Here is a 20,587-nt window from a genome sequence, read left to right on the forward strand (position 1 = left end):
CCTGCAGAACCGGCCCATGGCGTTTTTGCAGCATACGGGGCTTCCACGGTGGTGACCACACCGGCGGGAGACGTTTGCGCGTCTCCCGTCAAGGGCGGGCTCAGACGCTGAGCGGGTTCAGCTTGGCGATCAGGACCTGGGCGGCTTCGGTGGACGAGCCCGGGTTCTGGCCGGTGATCAGCAGACCGTCACTGACGACGTGGGAGGACCAGTCATCGCCCTTGGAGTACAGGCCACCGTTGGCGACCAGCATGTCTTCAACCAGGAAGGGCACTACGTCGGTCAGGCCTACAGCTTCTTCCTCGGTATTGGTGAAACCGGTGACTTTTTTACCTGCAACCAGTGGCGTACCGTCAGGCTTTTTCACGTGGCGCAGCACGCCCGGAGCGTGGCACACCAGGGCAGCAGGCTTGCCGGCAGCCAGGAACGCCTCGATCAGATGGATCGATTTTGGATCTTCAGCCAGGTCCCACAATGGGCCATGGCCACCTGGGTAGAACACCGCGTCGAAATCACCCTGGGAGACGCTGTCCAGTCGCACGGTGTTGGCGAGCAGGGCGGTCGCCACGGCATCGCTCTCGAAGCGGCGGGTCAGGTCGGTCTGGAACGATGGCTCGTTGCTCTTCGGATCGAGCGGCGGCTGGCCACCTTTGGGCGAGGCCAGGACGATATCTGCATTGGCGGCGAGGAAGGCGTAGTAGGGCGCTGCCAGTTCTTCCAACCAGAAGCCGGTTTTACGGCCAGTGTTGCCCAGGGTGTCGTGGGAGGTCAGTACCATGAGAATTTTCATTTTGAGCGTCCTGTTTTCAGTTTGAGGCCGTGGGATCACGACAAATCGAGCGTTTTAATTAGACTGGTCGTCTATGGGCTGGGCGAAGAAAAATTATTGGGCAGCCTTGATGATCAGCTCCGCGACGTGCTGTGGATAGAACAGCATCGCTACGTGGCTTGATGGCACTTTACGCTGTATTCCTTTTTGTCGGGTGGGGTGAATGTGTGGCTACAGTATCTTCCATTAGACCAGTCGTCTAGTATTTTTTCAGGTCTTTTTGCGCAACGCTTCTCATGGGTTTTTTCTACGCGATGAGGTGTCGCGAAAGGACAGTGGATTGACGTTGGGGGGGGGGAGGCTGCAGGGGGAGAGTAACGCGAGCAGTGCAGCACCACGATGGGCGATACACCACTCATGCCATGATTCAGGGCAGGTTGAGAATCTGGCGGGTCGTGGCTATCGCCGTCTCGAAGGGCTGGACACTTTTCGTAATCTTCACCATGACGCTGGCGCCGACCCACAATTGATAGAGGCTCTGCGCAACGTTGCGAGGATTACCGGTGATGGTCAGAGAGCCTTCGGCCACACCGATCTCAATCGCATTTGTGAGGCGATCGATAATGCCCGCCGTGCCTCGCTGGAGCACGGCGCGCATGGTTTCGGAAAGGTCGGCAACTTCCACGCCCAACTTCACCGCCAGGCACTTGCCCTGGCAATTCTGAAAGGACTGGGTGGCCTGCCAGATGTGAAAGTAGTTCAGCAACCGCTGGGCCATCGTCTGGTTGGGCTGGGCGAGCGTCTGATCGATATCGTCGAGGTAGGACTCGAAATAGTCTTCCAGCACGGCCTCGCCAAACGCGTCTTTCGAGCCGAAGTAGTGATAGAAAGATCCTTTCGGCACACCGGCGGTGGCCAGGATCTCGTTCAGGCCCACGGCGGTATACCCTTTGGCGGCCATGATTCGTTGGCCTACATCAAGGATTCCTTGGCGGACATCAGATGTTTCGCGAGTCTTTGGAGTGTTCATGGGGCGATGGTAGTGGTTCCTAGTCGATCGGTCTACTAGGGGTTCTTGTTTTAACCCCGTCATGCGGCGGGTGTTGGATTTCCAGGTCAATAGATCAACAAGCGCCAGCAAGAGGCCAATCGCATCAACTGATCCGCAGACCACTGCTCTTGTCAAACACATGCAGAGGCTCGCAACGGCCGCGCGAGGTCACATGCTCGGACCGGATGCCGACCACCACCGAGGTCAAGGGTGGCCGGTCAATGTGTAGGCCCAAGGCGATCTTATGCTCGCCGAGGCGTGTGGCCAGTCCTCCTAGATGGAGCGCTGGTTGACGCGCGCGGAGAGTGTTTCGGCGCTTTCCTTGCGCTCGGAGTAGCGGTCCACCAGGTATTCCTCCCGGCCGCGCAGCAGCAGGGTGAACTTCATCAACTCCTCCATCACGTCGACAACGCGGTCGTAGTAGGGCGACGGCTTCATGCGCCCGGCCTCATCGAACTCCAGGAACGCCTTGGGCACGGAGGACTGGTTGGGAATCGTGACCATGCGCATCCAGCGGCCCAGCACGCGAAGCTGATTGACCGTGTTGAACGACTGCGAGCCGCCGCACACCTGCATCACCGCCAAGGTCTTGCCTTGCGAGGGCCGCACCGCTCCCAGCGCCAGGGGAATCCAGTCGATCTGCGCCTTGAACACTGCGGACATCGAGCCATGGCGTTCAGGCGAACACCAGACCTGGCCCTCGGACCACATCACCCGATCGCGCAGTTCCCGCACCTTGGGATGGTCCACGAGCGCATCATCGGGCAGGGGCAGGCCGGACGGATCGAAGATGACCGTCTCGGCGCCCATCAGCGTCAGGATGTGTGCCGCTTCCTCCGTCAGCAACCGACTGAAGGAGCGTTCGCGAGTCGATCCATAGAGCAAAAGAATGCGTGGCTTGTGCGCGGGCGGGCGGTACTGGGCGAGCTTCTCATCGGTCGGTACATCGAACAGTGTCAGGTCCAGGTTCGACACGTCGCTGGGGGTTTCCTGGGTAAAGTCGTTCATCAGAGCTCACCAATCCGGTCCAGCGCCTGCTTCAACTCCGTAGGGTTGAGCGCTTTGAAATCGAGAGAGAAAAAGGCGGCGAATCGCTGGCGGATGTGCGCAACCGTCGCGTCAAATGCGGCCTGGACCTCTTCATCCGTGCCGCTGACGTCAGACGGATCAGCCAAGCCCCAGTGGCTCTTGATGGCGGGGCCGAAGTACACCGGGCAGGGCTCGCCGCCGGCCTTGTCGCACACGGTGATCACCAGGTCCGGCGGATTGTCGGCAAAGCTTTCCGAGCCCTTGCTATAAAGTCCCGAAGTGTCCACGCCAAGCCCTTGCAAGGTGCTCACCGCGCGAGGGTTCAAGCGCCCGCTGGGGAAGCTTCCGGAACTGACGGCCGTCATCCCTTCAGGCGTCATCAGGTTGAACAGGCCTTCGCTGAGCACGCTGCGGCAGCTATTGGCGGTACACATGAACAGAACTTTCATCATTTGCTCCTGGGCTTGGATGCTCAACCGCAGGGCCTGGGGTATGAGCGGGATGGGAAGTGTGAGAGGGCGGCCAACCTTTGATTGTCTCGGGCGCGGGCTCAGCAGCAAGCGGCCTGGCGAACAGGGCGGTCTGCCATGGAGGCAAGGCGGTCGGTGCCCCGGTCGACCCAGGCTTGGTTGGCCTTGAGGGTCACCTGGAGAATCTCCGCGACCCACTCCGGCAACTGCGGGTGCAGGCGGTAATAGATCCATTGCCCTTGGCGGCGATCTTCCAGCAGCCCGCAGGTGCGTAGCTGGGCAAGATGACGAGAAATTTTCGGCTGGCTATCGTCCAGCGCCCAGATGAGTTCACAGACGCAGAGCTCTCCCTGTTCGCAGAGCATCAGCATGATCCGAGCGCGGGTCTCGTCACCGAGGCACTTGAAGACAGTCGCGGGGGAAAGACTCATGGTGGTGTCTCACAATACATATGAATATTCGTATATTCGAATATACATATTTATAGGCCGTGTCGATAGTGCCGGTGCGGACGGCGTTGAGCCGGGATCGGGCGTTGTGGTGTCAGCTCTGGAGGAGGGGGGCGCAACCCCCCGAGCGCAATGGACTTGGGTGGGATGTCATCGTCTGCGGCTTCTATTCACCGGCGGGTATAAATCAACAGCAAAATAGCCCCCTGTACCGAACCCGAGCTATGTGCCGCATCCGGCGCCCGGCAACAGTAGTCGCCGACATTCAGTGTTCGCTCCTGATCAAAGAAGGAGCCTTGCAGTACGAACAACTGTTCCAGCTCCCCGGCATGGGTATGGCTGGCAACTTGGGCGCCGGGATCGACCTTCATCAACAGGGTCTTTTCTCCGCGCTCGGGGTCCTCGAACAGCGGCTTGATCCAAAAGCCTTCCGCCGCTGTCGGCAGCCATTCATCAGTGGAAGACGAATGATAAAGCGAGCCGCTGACCGGGCCTTGAATGCCGTTCTTGGCGCTGATTTTCCAGGAGGGGGCTTCATTGTCTGGCATGTTTTGCACCTGGGAGTGGGTTGGCTTACAAGTCCTTGACCAGTCGCAAGGCGTCGTAGATCGCGGCATGGGTGTTGCGCGCCGCCACCGCATCGCCGATGCGGAACAGCTGGAATTTGCCGTCCGGATTGGTCACGAGCTGTTGCGGGTGGCCGACGATCAGGTCCTGCTGCTCAACCACGCCACCGTTGCTGGACGCCGGTTTCAGCTCGAAATACAGCTCGTCCAGCGGTCGGGTGCCGTGGTTGACCACCACTTGATCGACGCGCCGGACCTTGCGCGCACTGCCATAGTCGCTGTCGATGGTTGCCAGCAGCCCGGCGCCCTCGCGCTCAACCGCGAGCAGGCGGAAGGTGACGGTGAAGGTGGTATCCAGCGCTTGCAGCGAGCGCATGTAGGGCACCAGGTTCATCGCCATGACCTCTGGCGCGAAGGTCCGGTCCGGCGTCATGATTTCGATTTTCGCGCCGGTTTTGGCAATTAACTCGGCGGCTTGCAGGCCGGCATGATCACCTGCGTCGTCGAACAGCAGGACATTGCGCCCGGGTTTCACATCGCCGGAAATAATGTCCCAGGCCGAGACCACCAGCTCATTGCCGGCCGAGAGAATCTCGGTGTGGGGCAGGCCGCCGGTGGCGACGATCACCACGTCCGGGTTTTCGTCCTGCACGGTGCCGGCTTCGGCCCAGGTATTGAAGCGAAAGCTCACGCCACGCGCCAGGCACTGGGCCATGCGCCACTCGACGATGCTGATCATTTCCCGCCGCCGTTCCGATTGCGCGGTGAGTCGAACCTGCCCGCCGGCCTGGTTGGCGGCTTCGAACACCACCACCTCATGGCCACGTTCCGCCGCCACCCGTGCCGCTTCCAGCCCGGCGACACCGGCCCCGACAATCACGATCCTGCGCTGGCGCGCGGCCTTGGGAATGTCATGGGGCATGCTGGTTTCGCGGCCGGTGGCCGGGTTGTGGATGCAGTAGGCGGCCCCGCCCTGGTAGATCCGGTCCAGGCAATAGTTGGCGCCGACGCAGGGGCGAATATCCTCTTCACGACCCTCGATGATCTTGCGCACGATATGCGGATCGGTCATGTGCGCGCGGGTCATGCCGACCATGTCGATCTTGCCCGAGGCGATGGCATGGCGGGCGGTGGCCACGTCCGGGATCTTCGCCGCATGAAAGGTCGGGAAGTCGGTGGCGGCGCGAATCTCCCCGGCGAAATCCAGGTGCGGTGAGTTGCGCATGCCCTGGATCGGAATCAGGTCGGTCAGGCCGGCGTCGGTGTCGATATGCCCGCGCACCACGTTGAGAAAGTCCACCATGCCGCTGTCTTTCAGACGCCTGGAGATGTCCAGGCCATCGGCCTGGGTCAGCCCGCCGGGCATTTGCTCGTCGCCGGTATAGCGCACGCCGACGATAAACTCATGGCCGACGCGCTGGCGGATGGCCCGCAGGATGTCGAAGGTAAAGCGCAGCCGATTGTCGATGGAGCCCCCATAGGGCGCCTCGAGGTCGTTGGTCAGCGGTGACCAGAACTGATCCATCAGATGCCCATAGGCTTGCAGCTCGATGCCATCCAGGCCGGCGGCCTTCATCCGCTCGGCGGCATCGGCATAGTCCTTGATGATGCGTTCCACATCCCAGTCTTCCATCTTCTTCGGGAAAGAGCGATGGGAGGGCTCGCGTTCGAATGACGGTGACACCACGGGCAGCCAGTCGCCCTTGTCCCAGCGCGTGCGCCGGCCCAGGTGGGTCAACTGGATCATCACCGCCGCGCCATGCTCGTGGCAGGCGTCGGTGAGGTCGCGCATCCAGCCGACCACCTCATCCTTGTAGGCGAGGATGTTGTTGAACACCGGCGGGCTGTCCCGGGAAACCGCAGCCGAGCCCGCAGTCATGGTCAGGGCCACGCCGGCCTTCGCCCGCTCCACGTGGTAGGCGCGATACAGCGCCTTGGGCATGCCGTCCACCGGATAGGCCGGTTCATGGGCGGTGGTCATGATGCGGTTGCGCAGAGTCAGGTGCTTCAACTGATAGGGCTGGAGGAGCGGATCGTTCAGCATCGTCAAGACTCTCCGGAACAGGGCAGGGACCTCGGTTGAAATTACGGTAGGGCGAAATGTACACCTGTGTCAACAAGCTGGACATAGGTGTACATTTTGCTTGCGCAGTGCTGGGTGAGGGATTAGGATCGAGCCATGAACGAACCATCCAAAGCAGTAGAAAGCGGCTGGAGAGGGTCCCTGGAAGGGTGGCTCGACGCCGCGTATGAAAGCCTGACCGAGTGCGGTGTCGACACGGTCCGGGTGATGCCGCTGGCCAAGAAGCTGGGGCTGTCGCGCACCAGTTTCTATTGGTTCTTCAAGGACCGCGAAGAGCTGCTCGGCGCCTTGATCGAACGTTGGCGGGTGAAGAACACCGGCAACCTGGTGGCCCAGACCGAGTGTTATGCCGAGAGCATTGCCGAGGCGATGCTCAATGTTTTCGACTGTTGGCTGAACCCCGACCTGTTCGATTCACAGTTCGAATTCGCCATGCGCAGCTGGGCCTTGCAGTCCGCTGAAGTGGCCGAACATATCCGGGTCGCCGACATCGCCCGACGTGAAGCCTTGATCCGGATGTTCAGGCGTTTCGACTATGACTTCGACGCCGCCGATGTGCGGGCGCGAACGATCTACCTGACACAGATCGGCTACATCAGCACCAACACTCGGGAGGACATCGGCGAGCGCATGCGGCGGATTCCCGAGTACGTGAAGATCTTTACCGGCCAGGAACCCCTGGAGCGCGAGTTGAAACGCTTCTACGCCCGCCATGGGTATGTCACGGATGACGCGTCACCCCCCAACCCGCAATGACCGCGACTTCTGACTGACGAAGGCAGGTTCATATGTTCGACGCACCCACGATAGGCATTATCGGTGGATCGGGATGGCTTGGCCGCTCGATTGCCCAGGCGCTGCTCGACAAGGCGTTTATCCCGCCCGAGGCGTTGGTGCTTTCGAACCGTAGCGGCCGTCACCCGTTAACGGGCGTCAGGCGCTCGCAGGTGACGCTCACCTGTGACAACCAGGCCCTGGTGGAGCGTTGTGAGGTGATCATCCTCGCCGTACGTCCCGAACAGTTTGCCGAGGTGGAGATTTTCGCTGAAAACCGCCTGGTGATTTCCTTGATGGCCGGCGTGCCCTTGGCGGAGGTGATGGCGCTGACCGGCAGCCGCCAGGTGATTCGCGCCATGGCCAATGCCGCTGCGCAAATCGGCAAGTCCTACACGCCCTGGTTGGCCGCGCAGGCGGTCAGCGACCCGCAGAAAGCCTTTGCCCAGCGGCTGTTCGAAACCTTCGGTGGCGCCGATCAAATCTTCAGCGAAGGTCATTTGAACTACCTCACGGCGCTGGTGGGGACCGGACCGGCCTACCCGGCGCTGCTGGCGCGCAGCCTGCTTGAACATGCCCTGGGCGTCGGCCTGCCTGCCGCCATTGCCCGGCGTGCGGTGAACGCCGTGGTGGTGGACGCCAGCCAGCTGATCGGCCCTGGCTATAGCGTCGATGAACTCTTGCAGACACTCATCAGTTACCGCGGCGTCACCGCCGCGGGCCTTGAAGCCATGATTGCCGGCGGCTTCGATAAAACAATAAAAGCAGGTCTGGATTCGGCGGCCTCGGTCGCCAGTGCCATGGGTCCATTTGTCCATTCTGCTGACACCCAAGAAGGTCCGATGACGCGGTAGTTGGCCCTTTCTAACTCTGGCCGCAATCGAGGTTAGCGTTTATGAATATAAAGTCTTTCTCGAAGACGGGACTTGCCCTGGGTATCGTCGCCTTCAGTGGATGGGCGGCAGCAGCGGAGTGCGGCGATGTGACCATCGCCAATATGAACTGGCAATCGGCCGAGGTGATGGCCAACGTCGACAAGTTGATCCTCAATGCCGGCTACGGCTGCAATGCCAGCCTGGTCACCGGCGATACGGTGCCGACCATCACCTCGATGGCCGAAAAAAGCCGCCCCGACATCGCCCCGGAAGGCTGGATCGACCTGGTGCCCGAGGTCGTCAGGACGGGCATTCAGAGCGGTAACCTGATTCAGGCGGCAAACTCCCTGTCCGACGGCGGCTCGCAAGGTTGGTGGATTCCGAAATACATCGCCGACGCCCATCCGGACATCAAGAGCTTCGATGATGTGAAGAAGCATCCGGAACTGTTTCCGGCCCCGGACGACCCCAAGAAAGGCGCGATCTACAACGGTCCGCAAGGCTGGGGCGGCACGGTGGTCACCAGCCAGTTCTACAAGGCCTACGGTTTCGAGAAGGCCGGTTTTGTGCTGGTGGATACCGGCTCGGCGGCGGCGCTGGACGGCTCCATCGCCAAGGCCTACGAACGCAAGGCGCCCTGGCTGGGGTTCTACTGGGCACCCACCGCCTTGCTGGGCAAGTACCCGATGGTGAAACTGGACAACGGCCATGCGGTCGATCCGGCGGAGTGGAAGCGCTGCAACACGGTCGCCGACTGTCCTGATCCGAAACCCAACGGCTGGCCGATCGATCGGGTCTATACCTTGACCACCAAGTCCTTCGCCGCGCGCTCGCCCACCGTCATGGCCTACCTGAACAAGCGCGCCTGGTCCAATACCACGGTGAACAAGCTGATCGCCTGGATGACCGATAACCAGGCCACCGGCGAGGAGGGCGCCAAGTATTTCCTGAAAAACAACGAAGCGCTGTGGAGCCAGTGGGTCAGCCCTGAGGCGTCGAGCAAGATCAAGGCCGCGCTGTAATCCCGCGGAGCCATGCAGTCCGTTGCGACGGGCTGCATGGCTCCATTGGCGGCGACAACAATAAAAACACCCATGTATTGAAATGACCTGCCAGCGTTCTTACGGTCTTCTACGAAAGGGGAATGTCATGGAGTGGTTGCTCAGCTTTCCACATATGGATGACGAAAGACTCCGGGCCTTGAAAAAGGTCATCGACGGGGCCTTTCGCCATTTCACCAGTACCTACGGCGATGCGTTCGAAGCGTTTTTCCAGCCGTTGCAAGTGTTCCTCAATCAATCCGAACGGTTCATGACCACCACGCCGTGGCCGGTCATCATTGTGCTGGTGGCGCTGATTGCCTGGTTCGCCAGTCGCAGCTGGCGCATCGTCCTGGGGTGCGTGTTCACGCTGATGGCGATCGGTTATCTGGACATGTGGACCGACACCATGAAAACCCTGTCGATGATCTTCGTCTGCACCGTCATCTCCATCGTCATCGGTTTGCCCACCGGCATTGCCATGGCCCGCTCCAATCGCCTGCGCAACCTGATCAGCCCGGTACTCGACGTGATGCAGACGCTACCGAGCTTTGTCTACCTGATTCCGGTGGTGATGTTGCTGGGCATCGGCAAGGTCGCGGGGCTGATCGCCGTGGTGGTCTATGCCTTGCCGCCGATGATCCGCCTGACCAATCTCGGCATCCGCCACGTCGATGCCGAGATGCTGGAGTGCGCCGATGCCTTTGGTTCGTCCAGTTGGCAGAAGCTGAAAAATGTCCAGTTGCCGCTGGCGTTGCCATCGATCATGGCCGGCATCAACCAGACGATCATGATGGCCCTGGCCATGGTGGTCATCGCCTCGATGATCGGGGTCGAGGGGCTCGGGCAACCGGTGCTCAAGGCCATTTCCAACCAGTACTTCACCCTGGGCATGTTCAACGGCCTGGCGATTGTCGGCATTGCGGTGATCTTCGACCGGGTCAGCCAGGCCTACGGCAGAAGACTGCAAAAGCACCTGGAGCGGGTCCATGGCCACTAATCCGAGCGATGATTTCGGCATCGAAATCAGGCATCTCTACAAGATCTTCGGTTACCAGGCGCAAGCCAGTATCGAGCGGGTCAAGCAGGGCATGAGCAAGGCCGAGCTGCTGAGCCGGCACAGTCATGTGCTGGGCCTGAAGGACATCAATATCAGCATGCCGTCCGGCGGCATCCAGGTGATCATGGGGCTGTCCGGGTCGGGCAAATCGACCTTGATCCGCCATATCAACCGCCTGATCGAGCCCACGGCCGGCGAAGTCATGGTCGGTGGCGTGGATGTGCTGAAGATGAGCCCCCACGAGTTGCGGGAATTTCGCCGGCACAGCATTTCCATGGTGTTCCAGAAGTTCGCGCTGCTGCCGAACCGGACCGTGCTCGAGAATGCCGTCTATGGCTTGGAGATCCAGGGCATGGCCCGTGGCCGGCAAGTGGAGATCGCCATGGGCTGGCTGGAGCGGGTCGGCCTCAAGGGCTACGAGCGGCACTACCCGAATCAGCTGTCCGGCGGCATGCAGCAGCGCGTCGGCCTGGCCCGGGCCCTGGCCAGCGACGCGCCGATCCTGTTGATGGATGAAGCCTTCTCGGCCCTGGATCCGCTGATCCGCATGGACATGCAATCGGTGCTGCTGGACCTGCAGAAAGAAATCAGGAAGACCATCGTCTTCATTACCCATGACCTGGATGAGGCGCTGCGCATCGGTGATCGCATCGCGATCCTGCGTGACGGCGAGGTGGTGCAACAAGGCACCCGGCAGGAGATCGTCATGAGCCCCGCCGACGACTACATCGCCAATTTCGTCAAGGAAGTGAACCGCGGCCGGGTGATCAGCGTCGAGGCCATCATGCGTCCGTTTGTCCAGGTCAAGGCCCAGGCCGCGCTGGCGGTCCCCGTGGGGACGTCACTGGAGTCGGCGGTCAAGCGGCTGGTTGAAGCGGGCGTCGATGAGCTGGTGGTGACGGACAACCAGGGGCAGCCCGTGGGGCAACTGGCGCTCAAGTCGATCATTGCGACCATGGTCACCTCGACCGTGAGCGAAGCGTCGTCGGTGGTTCAGTCAAGAAGCGTGGCTCAAGCGCTGCTGCGCTGAGAGATCAAGCCCAGGGTGGCTCGATCTCTCGGGGTTTGACTAGCGCGCCGGGATCAAGGCAGTTCAAGGGCTTTCAGGGGCGAGCCGTTCGTGCCGCGTGGCATCAGGTGGCCGATGCTCATGATCACCAGGGGCGTGAACAGCGCGATATAGGCATTGTCGATGCCCCACGGATTGCCGGCCAGGAACCACCCGACGGTCGCCACCAGGGAGGCGATAATGCTGATGAACGCGGCTTTCGGTGTGCCGAATTTAGGCGCGTAGAACACCATCAGCACCAGCACCGCCAGGGACGCGCGCAGGGCTTTGCCGAGGAAGGCGATCATCAGCACCTTGTCGGAGGTCAGGGCCAGCGCGATCGGCAGCAGGCCGACGACGACGGTGGCCAGCCGGACAAAACGCAGGGATTTGACGTCGCTTTTTTCCGGGTTGAACCAGGGCTCGTAGAAGTCCCGCAGCAATAAGGTGGCCGAACCCATGCTCACCGCCGAGATGGTGCCGAACAGCGAACCGGCCAAGCCCGCCACCACCAGGCCGGCGGTCAGTTGATCCATGCTCGCGATCAGGCGCGGAAAGGCTTGCAGCGAATCCACCTGGGGAAACAAGGCGGCGCTGCACATGCCGATCAAGGCCGCGCCGATACCGAAGGGGATCATCAGGCCCGCGCAATAGAAGCACGCCCGTTGCGCCTTGCCCGCGTCGCTGACCGTGTTCACCGCTTGAATCACATACTGGGTGGAGAAGATCGAGCCGATGCCGGCAATCATCCAGGCGATGATCTGACCCCAGCCGATGGCGGTCCAGTCGAACATGCTGGGCGGCAGTTGAGTGCGCAGGGCGCTGATGCCACCGACCTGTTTCAAGCCGAACCACAGCGCCAACCCGACGCCGAGGTACTTGAGGCTGGCGTGGACGAAGTTGGTATAGATAACCGAGCGCATACCGCCGATGCTGACGTACAGCACCGACACCACACCGACAATGATGATCGCCAGGGTGCGATCAACCTGCAGCACACTGGCCAGCACCGCGCCGCCGCTGGCATAGATGGACACCGCGACGATTTCCAGGGCGAAGATGGTGATGATCGAGGTGGCAAAACGGGTTTTCTGCCCGTAGTTGCGCGACAGCACACCGGAGATGGTGTTGTCGCCCAGGTCCTTGTATTTGCGCGCCAGCAGCCAGGCGAACAACACAAAGCCCAGGGCCAGGGCGAAGAGGTTCCAGGCGGCGGAGATACCGGTTTTGAAGCCGGTTTGCGCGGTACCGATACTGACGGCGGTGCCGATAAATTCCGAGAGCATCAGAAAACCGATCAGGAACGCCGGGAAGTGCCCGCCGCCGGTGGTGTAGTTATTGGCGCTACGCGAGTGCCGACGCACACCGAAGCTGATCAGCGCGAGGCTGAGCATGTAGAACGCGGTGATGGAAAGGACGATCCAGGAGGAGTGGGACTGCATGGTCATTACCCGATCAACGTGAGGAAGGTTGAGGGAAATGCAGCAGGGGCGCGTTCGCAGGCTGGGTTCATGGTGATGCTCTTTAAGTATTGTTGTTGTGGCTTTTAGCTTCCTACCTTTGGTTTTAGGTGTCTAATATTGAGTAAGTATTGGTGAATACCTTAAAGGTATCGGTGCGTGCCAAAAAGACGTTGAACTATTGGGGATGAAACATTCCGATTACCCTTGTAGGATCGGTCCTTCAAGTCCCGACGAGTCAGAAAAATGGATGTTCACTCGATTCTTGCCTTCACCCTGGTTGGGGGTATTGCCATCGCCAGTCCTGGTCCCGCGACGTTGATGGCATTGAACAACAGCATCACCTACGGCCCGCGCTCCACCCTCTGGTCGTCACTCGGTAATGCCAGTGGCCTGTTCTGTCTGTCGGCGGCGGCCATGCTGGGGCTCGGGGCGTTGCTGGCCAGCTCCGAATGGATGTTCAACGCGGTGAAGATTGCCGGTGCCGGTTATCTGTTCTATCTGGGTGCCAAGCAGTTGATGAAAAAGAGCCCGGTGCTGGCAGGTGAAGCTCAAGGTCACTCGACCCGCAACAGGCCGTCGCGCGGCAAACTGTACAAGTCGGCGTTCCTGACCGCCGCCACCAACCCCAAGGCAACGATATTTTTCACCGCGCTGTTCCCGCAGTTCATCGATCAAAGCGCTGCACTGCTGCCGCAATTTCTGATCCTCACGGCGATCTTCATGGCCTTGTCGCTGACGTCCTTGAGTCTGTATGCCGCATTGGCCTCTCGCGCCAAAGGCCTGCTGATCCGTCCCGTATTTTCCAAATGGTTGAATCGGGTGGTGGGGTCGACCTTTATTGGCTTTGGTGCGGCGGTACTGAGCATGCGTCGGCAGGGTGTTTAGGGGAGGGGGGAAGCGGTCGAGCGTGAGCGGCGGCAATCGGCCAAGAGCTGACGTTTCAAGGTATATGAGGCAGAGAGGCTGCTAGAAAAAGGGGGCCACTCAAATGTTCGCCTTCTGCACTCCAGAGCAAGAATCCACATGACTACACCTGCAACCCAGTATCCCATCGAGAAACACAAACACCTCTATGCCAAGTGGTGCGCCGCCGCAGCGTATGGCCGCGGTCTGGCCGGCGGGGGTAATTCCCTGGCTTTCGAGCTGATAGAGGCAAGCGGCCTGGGCCTGGTAACCGGGCCAGAGAGCATCGACCAGAACGTCGATAAATGGCAGATCGGCTTCATGAAGAAGATAGAGGTCGAGGCTGCGCGCTTGGGCGTGACCGATTTCTCCTTCGGCCGTGCCCAGAAGCTAGTCAACATCTACTTGAAAACGGTGCTGGTCTGCGGTGGCCACCACCAGCACCCGAGAGTCGCCTTGCTCCACCCTCCGCTGGATTTCGAACTGTTCAAAGGATTGCGCAGTTTCCTGTCGAAGAACCGCGTCGCGATGTGCAAGGCGCGCTCAGCATTCATCGCCGCGCAAAAGCGTAATCCGCGATGGACTAAGTTCTCTGAGGCTGACTACGTGGCACACATAGATGTCATCAAGTTGCTGATGGACGGCAAGCCGCTCTACCAGGTCGAGGAGCACTGGGAACTCTGAGCAGGTCAGAGGTTGGAGCGAGTTATAGCCAACTTGGAGCTCTCTCGAGAGGCGGCTAAGGGGCGAAAGGGGGTAGTCACAACAGGCTACTATCGACTCGAAGCGGACGGTTATCCGCTAACGGCTAGCTAGGATTCGGGTCTTCCGGTTGAGAGTCGCTATGATGCTTCCGCAGGTCGTTCTATTCAAACTACGGAGTAACCTGCTCCGCGGAATACTGCCAGTGGGTGTGGTTGGGGTCGAGAGAACTTTAATCGTCGACGTCAGAGTGCATTTTTGAGTCGGTATTGACTACTCTGCGTTTGCATCTACATTGATGGCCATACGATTTCACGGTAGGGACATCATGCAGATCGAGCGCGTTGAGATTCAGAATTTCAGGTTGCTTCAAGACGTCAGTCTTGGGCTTGAAGCTGGAACCACTTTGATTGTCGGGCGGAACAATTGTGGCAAAACGTCTATTGCCGAGGTGTTTCGTCGGCTGCTCTCGGACAGGGTGCCCTCTTTCAAATTGGAGGACTTTTCCCTCGGCTGCCACGAGCGGTTTTGGACAGCATTTGATGCGTTGCATAATGGTGTTCCCCGTGCCGACGTCGCAGCCATGCTTCCAGCGGTCCAAGTCACGCTGGACATTTCTTACGACATCAACGCGCCAGATCTGGGTTCGCTCAGCGAGTGCATTGTGGATCTTGATCCAGATTGTTCGTGCGCACGCATCGTCCTCACGTATGGGTCGAAACCTACAGCTCTGGATTCATTGTTTGAGGCAATTCCGCTGCCCGGAGATGAACAACTTGAGCGGTCTGCGTTTTTTAACCTGATCAAGGTACGCCTAGCATCGTCTTACGAGGCTCGACTTGAAGCTGTCGACCCTAACGACCCCACGAATCGAAAGGATCTTGAACTCAGATCTCTCACCACCCTGATCCGCGGAGGATTTATCAATGCGCAACGCGGACTGGACGACGACACGCATCGGGAGCGCGATGTTCTTGGCAAAGTGGTTGAGGTGCTTTTCCAGTCGGCCTTGACGGATCCGACTGATCCTCAAAAGCGCACAACCGCTGAACAACTTCACGGTGCCGTTGAAAAAATTCAGAAAGATCTTCATGACGGCTTCAATGCCGGCCTGACATCCCTACTCCCGACATTCGAGCTGTTTGGATACCCGGGGCTCGATGATCCCGGCCTTACTACCGTCACGACCTTTGATGTCGAGCGGCTGCTTAAAGACCATACGCAGGTTAGGTATCGGGGCGTAAATGGGCTGACTTTGCCGGAGAGCTACAACGGTTTAGGCGTTCGCAACCTGGTATACATCCTTCTTCAGTTGCTGAAATTTTTCAGGGAGTTCCAGGCAACGCCAGCAGCGGCAAGTGTCCACCTCATTTTCATCGAAGAGCCTGAAGCACACTTGCATCCCCAGATGCAGGAGGTCTTCATCCGTCAGCTCCATCTGATCAAAGGGGAGTTTGAGAAGCAGCTGAACGACAGTCGGCCATGGCCAGTGCAGTTTGTGATTTCCACTCACTCTCCGCATATGGCCAACGAGGCGCGCTTTGAAACCATGCGTTACTTCTTGTCAGCGGCCGATGAACACGGTATCCGGCAGTCAAAAATCAAGGACCTCAGACAGGGGATGGGGGGCGTGTCCCTGCCGGATAGAGACTTTCTGTACCAGTACCTCACGCTCACGCGCTGTGATCTGTTCTTTGCAGACAAGGCAATTTTGGTTGAAGGCACATCTGAGCGTCTGCTTCTGCCGACCATGATTGCCAAAACTGACGCAGCCGCGGTCGGCGAGCCGAAGCTTGCGAGTCAATACGTGACTGTGATGGAAGTTGGTGGGGCGTATGCGCACCGATTCCATGACCTTCTCTCCTTCCTGGAGCTGCGTACCCTGATTGTGACGGATATCGATTCCGTTAAGCCAAACGCGGACAACAAACGAAAGGCTTGTCCCGTAGCAGAAGGCCAGTTCACCAGCAATGGATGCCTCAAGGACTGGTTTGAACCCAACATCTCTCCGACGCAACTGCTTGCAAAAACGTCGGCAGAGAGGACGAAGGGAACTAGGCGCCTGGCGTACCAGGTACCTGAGGTGGCCGATGGACCATCGGGAAGGAGTTTTGAGGACGCCTTCATTCTGGCAAATCTGGGCCGATTTGATTTAGGCCAAGGTGATGCAGCGCTTTTGGCTTATGGGCTTGCGGCTGATCAGAAAAAATCTGAGTTCGCTCTGAAATATGCGATTGAGGATACGAATTGGGCGGTGCCTAGATATATCGCAGAAGGATTGCGATGGTTAGCCGTTGGCGCTCCGGTCGTCGATGCACAGGTAGCTGTCCAAGCAATGGCCGCCGTCGCAGAGGCTGCCGGCCAGGTAATAGCCGCTGAAAGAGGCAATGGTGATGCCTAACCGTCAGGAGAGCCCAGCAGATATTGCCGGTCGACAAGCACTAGAACGCATGTTCGCATGTCTCGACGAAGGCCAAAGTTTTCGACTCGAAGCCGGAGCAGGTGCGGGCAAAACGTACTCTCTGGAGAAGGCTCTGAGCCTTCTGATCGAACGTAGGGGAACTGCCTTGGTCCGTCAGGGGCAGCAGATTGCGTGCATCACCTATACCAACGTTGCGAAAGACGAAATCATCTCTCGTTTCCAGGCCCACCCTGCGATCCGAGCAGAGACGGTGCATGGCTTCTGCTGGTCTGTTCTCAAGGATTTTCAGACCTCGCTTCGGACCTTCCTCAGTGGCCAAGACTTTTGGCGAGAGCGCTTTGAACCTCTGGGAGGCATAGGCGGGAGACGAATCCATTACGAAATGGGCATCCCTAGGGTCTCTGACGAAGAAGTCTCAATTCGGCATGAAGATGTGCTCACCTTGATGATTCAAGCGTTACCGTCGCAGAAATTCAGGGCGGTGATCACCTCGCGATATCCCATTTTGTTTATCGACGAGTATCAGGACACCGATGAGCAGTTCTTCGAAGCGTTACGGTCATGGTTTTTGGATCGTGCAGAGGGGCCATTGATTGGTCTCTTTGGGGATCATTGGCAAAAAATCTACGGTTCAGGTTGTGGTTTGGTTGAACATGAAGCTCTTCAGGTGATCGACAAAAACGCAAATTTCCGATCTGCCTCTCGTATTGTCGACGTACTCAATCACATGCGGCCGGAATTACTTCAGATGGTGAGTGACCCCGAATTGATCGGTGAGGCTCGGGTGTTTCACACCAATGGTTGGCCTGGCGTTAGACGAACAGGACAGGGTGGTGGGCATTGGAAAGGTGATACTAGCCCTGATGCTGCACGTGCATATTTTTTATACCTGAAAGCGCAGCTCATCGCTGAAGGATGGGACTTCTCTCCCAAGAAAACCAAGATTTTGATCCTCAACCATAGCGGCATTGCCCGGGAGCAGGGCTACGAGTCCATTCCACCGATATTTGGGCGGTTCAATGAGTCGTGGTTAAAAAAAGAAGATCCGCACATAAAGTACCTTACTGATCATCTTGAACCCGCTTGCGCGGCATACGCTCAGCGCCGTTATGGCGAAATGTTCAAACACCTGGCGAGTGACCGTCCAACAATCCGTCAGCATGGCGATAAAGTGGCGTGGGTCGAAGCCATGGACACACTGGACGAGCTGAGGCTGACAGGAACCATTGGCGACGTAATTGATCACCTCCGCAGGGTGCCCCAAATGCAATTGCCCGATGCCGTGGTGCGGAACGAGCAAAGGTTGGAGGCTGCTGGGGAAGAGGTGAGTGACGAAGAACCTCGGCGGGTTACGCAGCTGCGAAAGTTGCGCGGGGTGCCTTATCGTGAATTGATAGCACTTGATGAGTTCATCGATGGGCACACGCCCTTCGCGACCAAGCATGGGGTCAAGGGAGCTGAGTTTGAGAATGTGGTCGTTGTCCTGGGACGCGGCTGGAACGAGTACAACTTCGCTGAAATGCTCGAATGGTGTCAGGCTGGGCCTCCTGCGGATAAGCGTGCGCGATTCGAAAACAATCGCAACCTCTTCTACGTGGCGTGCTCACGTCCAAAAATACGTTTGGCACTATTGTTTACCCAACTGCTCAGTCCAAATGCGCTTCGGCAGATTACAGCTTGGTTCGGCGACGAATGCGTCATTGAGCTGCCCCCAGAGCCGGGTAACTGAAAGAGGTATTGTGCCCAACACCACGCACGGCATTCTCAGGCATGTCATTCCTATTTCCTTCGGCTTGTAGTCTTCCAAAATACGTCTCCAGGTGTTGATATTTCGCAAGACATTCTTGATGAGTTGAAAACTGATTGCGGATCAATTGAATAATAGGATCCCACACGGGAGAGGGCGCTCATGATTGACGATGACTACGGCCATGACAGGGACTATGTGCCTTCCTATCTCCACCCAGATCAGATTCCCCAATACGCATTGGGTGAGTCTCTGACATCGCTGAAATTCTTCAGCACGGATATGAACCTTGTCAGTCAGTCGATGAACCTGACCATCGTCGATGAATTCGTGATGGATTTGGAGTACGACTACCTCCGTGCGAAATTCAACGAAACCTCCAACCCCTATGACTCGGTCTTCCTTGCCGCTCAGTCACAGATGTGGATTTTCAGCGCTTATGAGGTCATGCGAACGTGGATTGAGAAAGCCAAAGGCTACGTCAAAACTGCTAAGAATTCAGGACTTCACCTAAAGCTCAAAGACCTCAACCGCGACCGGGGATATATCAACTACACAGCTCTACAAAGGGCGGATGAGGTTCAGGCTCTGATTGATGACCCCTCGCTTGTGAAGGCGCTGGAGGACGATCTGGCGCGTATCAATTTCCTTTTCATTAGGCTGGAGACCCTACGTGTCGCCCTCGCCAAGCATGAGGTCAGGAAGCGTCCTAGCGCGATGATGGTGGGTGGTACTGTGGGGTACATGAACCGGGAATGCGGCTCGCTGGAGTATCAGATGAATAGCGGCATGATTATTCAGGGAAATATTTCTCGCAGGGACATTGCTGATGGAATTCGGGCGATTCCAGACTTCACCGTTCCTACGGCAGAGGAAATGAAAAGCTATGAACTGTTCATGAGGGGGCTTTCCGATGATGAGGCAACGGAGCTTTTCAGAAGCTTCGAGTGAGCAAGTGGGTCTGAAATTATGTGTATCCTAATTCACGATGATGAGAAAACCGCGACGTTGTAAATCGGGACATTTTCCGGTCCGAGTTGATTCTTGAATGATGGCCTGATGGCTGTTGTAATTCATTCCAGATGGTTCGGTTGCACGATGCCGTAAAGTTTTATCTTACGTTGCAGCATGGAGCGCGAAATATTAGCGGTCACCGACTGTCGCGCTCGTTTTCCAGCGCTGGCGCTGCAACAGCTCCAGCAGGCGGGGCGGCGCAGGGCTTCGAAATCGCTGATAGACCATTGACCACGGGCCGAATCGATCGGGCATGTCCCGCCAGGCTGCGCTCGAGTAAAGCCCCCACAGCACGCCGTTGAGCATCAAGCGGGCATCAGCTCTCGGGCGTCCGGTGCACCGATATGTAGTAAAAAGATCGGCGATCTATGCCCCAGTCCGCGCCAGAAAGTTCATATCGCTTGTAGTGAAAAGGTGACAGATTTATTTTCTATCCTGAGACGTCGGCTTTTGGCTGAAGGCCACCTGTTGGGAGGCTGCGGTTAGCCGAGGTCGGATTCTGCATAAAATAAATCAGTCCCATTTTTCTCAGATGTCCAGTGTGACTGGCGGCAATCGGTCACAAGTGGACAGTCGCTAGGCTAGCAACCAAAGTATCAATATATGTTGTTGATGAGGTCGGATTTTAGCGTACTTTGGTTAGTCTCTACATCTTGGAGCCACAATATATACCCCTTCATACGCTACAGTCTCAACTGAAGGTAAGGCTTGAAAGTGTGCTAGCTATTTGCTATCTTCTGAAGTGGCTTATGGGCAGATTTTGGATCGCGTATCGCGATCAGTGGAAAAATTGTCCGAAAGGATTGCCCCCTATGAGACTTGTCGCTTCTTGACAGTCCCTACAGTAGCGTAAGAGTGCCCATAAGCCACCTTCCCCCTCCGCTTGAAGCGATAAAATGAGAAAAGTAGACGCTCTTCGAGCTGTGCGTACGAAGTCTGAGCTTGCACTGCTTTTGGGTTTTAAACCAGCAGCCTTCACTTATCTATTATATAAACTCAAGCCTTCAACACAGTATCAAAGCTTTACAATTCCGAAAAAGAGCGGCGGAACTCGCACGATCTACGCTCCATCTGAACGACTGAAAGCATTGCAGACTTCTCTTTCTCTGTTGTTGCGATCGC

General features: G+C 58.0%; 18 protein-coding genes and 2 pseudogenes. 11 read left to right on the forward strand and 9 right to left on the reverse strand.

Annotated elements, in window-relative coordinates:
- Positions 1 to 100: 100 nt before the first annotated feature.
- The 7 genes from M5B42_RS25170 to M5B42_RS25200 all read right to left on the reverse strand — a co-directional run bounded on the left by M5B42_RS25170 (position 101) and on the right by M5B42_RS25200 (position 6,378).
- The gene (locus tag M5B42_RS25170; protein WP_248747336.1) at positions 101 to 790 is read right to left on the reverse strand and encodes a type 1 glutamine amidotransferase domain-containing protein; all 690 of its coding nucleotides are present in this window, start codon (positions 788 to 790) and stop codon (positions 101 to 103) included.
- A 406-nt stretch (positions 791 to 1,196) separates the two neighbouring features.
- Entirely contained in the window at positions 1,197 to 1,799 is a 603-nt protein-coding gene (locus M5B42_RS25175) for a TetR/AcrR family transcriptional regulator (protein WP_152741937.1), read from the reverse strand.
- 294 nt (positions 1,800 to 2,093) lie between these two features.
- Positions 2,094 to 2,828 (reverse strand): arsenical resistance protein ArsH, encoded by a 735-nt coding sequence (arsH, locus tag M5B42_RS25180; protein WP_248747338.1) that lies wholly within the window; start codon positions 2,826 to 2,828, stop codon positions 2,094 to 2,096.
- Entirely contained in the window at positions 2,828 to 3,298 is a 471-nt protein-coding gene (locus M5B42_RS25185) for an arsenate reductase ArsC (RefSeq protein ID WP_248747339.1), read from the reverse strand. Before M5B42_RS25185 ends, arsH begins: the two co-directional genes overlap by 1 nt.
- 101 nt (positions 3,299 to 3,399) lie before the next feature.
- Positions 3,400 to 3,750 (reverse strand): metalloregulator ArsR/SmtB family transcription factor, encoded by a 351-nt coding sequence (locus M5B42_RS25190; RefSeq protein WP_248747340.1) that lies wholly within the window; start codon positions 3,748 to 3,750, stop codon positions 3,400 to 3,402.
- Between the two features lie 188 nt (positions 3,751 to 3,938).
- Positions 3,939 to 4,316, reverse strand: a complete 378-nt coding sequence (locus M5B42_RS25195; protein ID WP_178130011.1) for a cupin domain-containing protein — start codon at positions 4,314 to 4,316, stop codon at positions 3,939 to 3,941.
- Positions 4,317 to 4,341: 25 nt separating this feature from the next.
- Complete coding sequence (locus M5B42_RS25200; RefSeq protein WP_248747341.1) at positions 4,342 to 6,378, reverse strand: NADH:flavin oxidoreductase; 2,037 nt, start codon at positions 6,376 to 6,378, stop codon at positions 4,342 to 4,344.
- Positions 6,379 to 6,513: 135 nt separating this feature from the next.
- Between M5B42_RS25200 and M5B42_RS25205 the strand changes: the two genes are divergently transcribed.
- The 5 genes from M5B42_RS25205 (at position 6,514) to M5B42_RS25225 (ending at position 11,196) form a co-directional block, all read left to right on the forward strand.
- Complete coding sequence (locus tag M5B42_RS25205; RefSeq protein ID WP_103496816.1) at positions 6,514 to 7,173, forward strand: TetR/AcrR family transcriptional regulator; 660 nt, start codon at positions 6,514 to 6,516, stop codon at positions 7,171 to 7,173.
- Between the two features lie 32 nt (positions 7,174 to 7,205).
- Positions 7,206 to 8,045, forward strand: a complete 840-nt coding sequence (locus M5B42_RS25210) for a pyrroline-5-carboxylate reductase dimerization domain-containing protein (RefSeq protein WP_248747342.1) — start codon at positions 7,206 to 7,208, stop codon at positions 8,043 to 8,045.
- Positions 8,046 to 8,086: 41 nt separating this feature from the next.
- On the forward strand, positions 8,087 to 9,088 hold the full coding sequence (locus M5B42_RS25215) for an ABC transporter substrate-binding protein (protein WP_103496814.1): 1,002 nt from the start codon (positions 8,087 to 8,089) through the stop codon (positions 9,086 to 9,088).
- A gap of 127 nt (positions 9,089 to 9,215) precedes the next feature.
- A complete protein-coding gene (locus M5B42_RS25220) occupies positions 9,216 to 10,106 on the forward strand; it encodes a proline/glycine betaine ABC transporter permease (protein WP_248747343.1) in 891 nt (296 codons plus the stop codon).
- Complete coding sequence (locus tag M5B42_RS25225; protein ID WP_248747344.1) at positions 10,096 to 11,196, forward strand: glycine betaine/L-proline ABC transporter ATP-binding protein; 1,101 nt, start codon at positions 10,096 to 10,098, stop codon at positions 11,194 to 11,196. The genes M5B42_RS25220 and M5B42_RS25225 overlap by 11 nt, the downstream gene beginning before the upstream one ends.
- A 53-nt stretch (positions 11,197 to 11,249) precedes the next feature.
- Here the strand turns inward: M5B42_RS25225 and M5B42_RS25230 are convergent, their stop codons facing one another.
- On the reverse strand, positions 11,250 to 12,656 hold the full coding sequence (locus tag M5B42_RS25230) for a sodium:solute symporter family protein (RefSeq protein WP_248747345.1): 1,407 nt from the start codon (positions 12,654 to 12,656) through the stop codon (positions 11,250 to 11,252).
- A gap of 264 nt (positions 12,657 to 12,920) precedes the next feature.
- Between M5B42_RS25230 and M5B42_RS25235 the strand changes: the two genes are divergently transcribed.
- The 5 genes from M5B42_RS25235 to M5B42_RS25255 all read left to right on the forward strand — a co-directional run bounded on the left by M5B42_RS25235 (position 12,921) and on the right by M5B42_RS25255 (position 19,402).
- Positions 12,921 to 13,562, forward strand: a complete 642-nt coding sequence (locus tag M5B42_RS25235; RefSeq protein WP_248747346.1) for a LysE family translocator — start codon at positions 12,921 to 12,923, stop codon at positions 13,560 to 13,562.
- A gap of 138 nt (positions 13,563 to 13,700) precedes the next feature.
- Positions 13,701 to 14,264, forward strand: coding sequence for a hypothetical protein (locus tag M5B42_RS25240; protein WP_248747347.1), 564 nt, complete (start codon positions 13,701 to 13,703; stop codon positions 14,262 to 14,264).
- A gap of 346 nt (positions 14,265 to 14,610) precedes the next feature.
- Positions 14,611 to 16,683 carry an ATP-dependent endonuclease gene (locus M5B42_RS25245; protein WP_177104503.1) on the forward strand — a complete coding sequence of 691 codons (2,073 nt, stop codon included), beginning with the start codon at positions 14,611 to 14,613 and terminating at the stop codon, positions 16,681 to 16,683.
- Entirely contained in the window at positions 16,676 to 18,433 is a 1,758-nt protein-coding gene (locus M5B42_RS25250; RefSeq protein ID WP_177104501.1) for a UvrD-helicase domain-containing protein, read from the forward strand. Before M5B42_RS25245 ends, M5B42_RS25250 begins: the two co-directional genes overlap by 8 nt.
- Positions 18,434 to 18,613: 180 nt before the next feature.
- Positions 18,614 to 19,402, forward strand: a complete 789-nt coding sequence (locus tag M5B42_RS25255; RefSeq protein WP_248747348.1) for a hypothetical protein — start codon at positions 18,614 to 18,616, stop codon at positions 19,400 to 19,402.
- A 270-nt stretch (positions 19,403 to 19,672) separates the two neighbouring features.
- Here M5B42_RS25255 and M5B42_RS25260 read toward each other — a convergent pair.
- A pseudogene (locus tag M5B42_RS25260) lies at positions 19,673 to 19,886 on the reverse strand (transposase); the annotation flags it as partial.
- Between the two features lie 475 nt (positions 19,887 to 20,361).
- Here M5B42_RS25260 and M5B42_RS25265 point away from each other — a divergent pair.
- A pseudogene (locus M5B42_RS25265) lies at positions 20,362 to 20,587 on the forward strand (ribonuclease H); the annotation flags it as partial.

The organism is Pseudomonas sp. MWU12-2037 (assembly GCF_023242345.1).
Taxonomy (GTDB): domain Bacteria; phylum Pseudomonadota; class Gammaproteobacteria; order Pseudomonadales; family Pseudomonadaceae; genus Aquipseudomonas; species Aquipseudomonas gingeri_D.

Coding starts and splice junctions, on each gene's coding strand:
- M5B42_RS25170 (WP_248747336.1), bottom strand. CDS start 790: ATGAAAATTCTCATGGTACTGACCTCCCACGACACCCTGGGCAACACT.
- M5B42_RS25175 (WP_152741937.1), bottom strand. CDS start 1,799: ATGAACACTCCAAAGACTCGCGAAACATCTGATGTCCGCCAAGGAATC.
- arsH (WP_248747338.1), bottom strand. CDS start 2,828: ATGAACGACTTTACCCAGGAAACCCCCAGCGACGTGTCGAACCTGGAC.
- M5B42_RS25185 (WP_248747339.1), bottom strand. CDS start 3,298: ATGAAAGTTCTGTTCATGTGTACCGCCAATAGCTGCCGCAGCGTGCTC.
- M5B42_RS25190 (WP_248747340.1), bottom strand. CDS start 3,750: ATGAGTCTTTCCCCCGCGACTGTCTTCAAGTGCCTCGGTGACGAGACC.
- M5B42_RS25195 (WP_178130011.1), bottom strand. CDS start 4,316: ATGCCAGACAATGAAGCCCCCTCCTGGAAAATCAGCGCCAAGAACGGC.
- M5B42_RS25200 (WP_248747341.1), bottom strand. CDS start 6,378: ATGCTGAACGATCCGCTCCTCCAGCCCTATCAGTTGAAGCACCTGACT.
- M5B42_RS25205 (WP_103496816.1), top strand. CDS start 6,514: ATGAACGAACCATCCAAAGCAGTAGAAAGCGGCTGGAGAGGGTCCCTG.
- M5B42_RS25210 (WP_248747342.1), top strand. CDS start 7,206: ATGTTCGACGCACCCACGATAGGCATTATCGGTGGATCGGGATGGCTT.
- M5B42_RS25215 (WP_103496814.1), top strand. CDS start 8,087: ATGAATATAAAGTCTTTCTCGAAGACGGGACTTGCCCTGGGTATCGTC.
- M5B42_RS25220 (WP_248747343.1), top strand. CDS start 9,216: ATGGAGTGGTTGCTCAGCTTTCCACATATGGATGACGAAAGACTCCGG.
- M5B42_RS25225 (WP_248747344.1), top strand. CDS start 10,096: ATGGCCACTAATCCGAGCGATGATTTCGGCATCGAAATCAGGCATCTC.
- M5B42_RS25230 (WP_248747345.1), bottom strand. CDS start 12,656: ATGCAGTCCCACTCCTCCTGGATCGTCCTTTCCATCACCGCGTTCTAC.
- M5B42_RS25235 (WP_248747346.1), top strand. CDS start 12,921: ATGGATGTTCACTCGATTCTTGCCTTCACCCTGGTTGGGGGTATTGCC.
- M5B42_RS25240 (WP_248747347.1), top strand. CDS start 13,701: ATGACTACACCTGCAACCCAGTATCCCATCGAGAAACACAAACACCTC.
- M5B42_RS25245 (WP_177104503.1), top strand. CDS start 14,611: ATGCAGATCGAGCGCGTTGAGATTCAGAATTTCAGGTTGCTTCAAGAC.
- M5B42_RS25250 (WP_177104501.1), top strand. CDS start 16,676: ATGCCTAACCGTCAGGAGAGCCCAGCAGATATTGCCGGTCGACAAGCA.
- M5B42_RS25255 (WP_248747348.1), top strand. CDS start 18,614: ATGATTGACGATGACTACGGCCATGACAGGGACTATGTGCCTTCCTAT.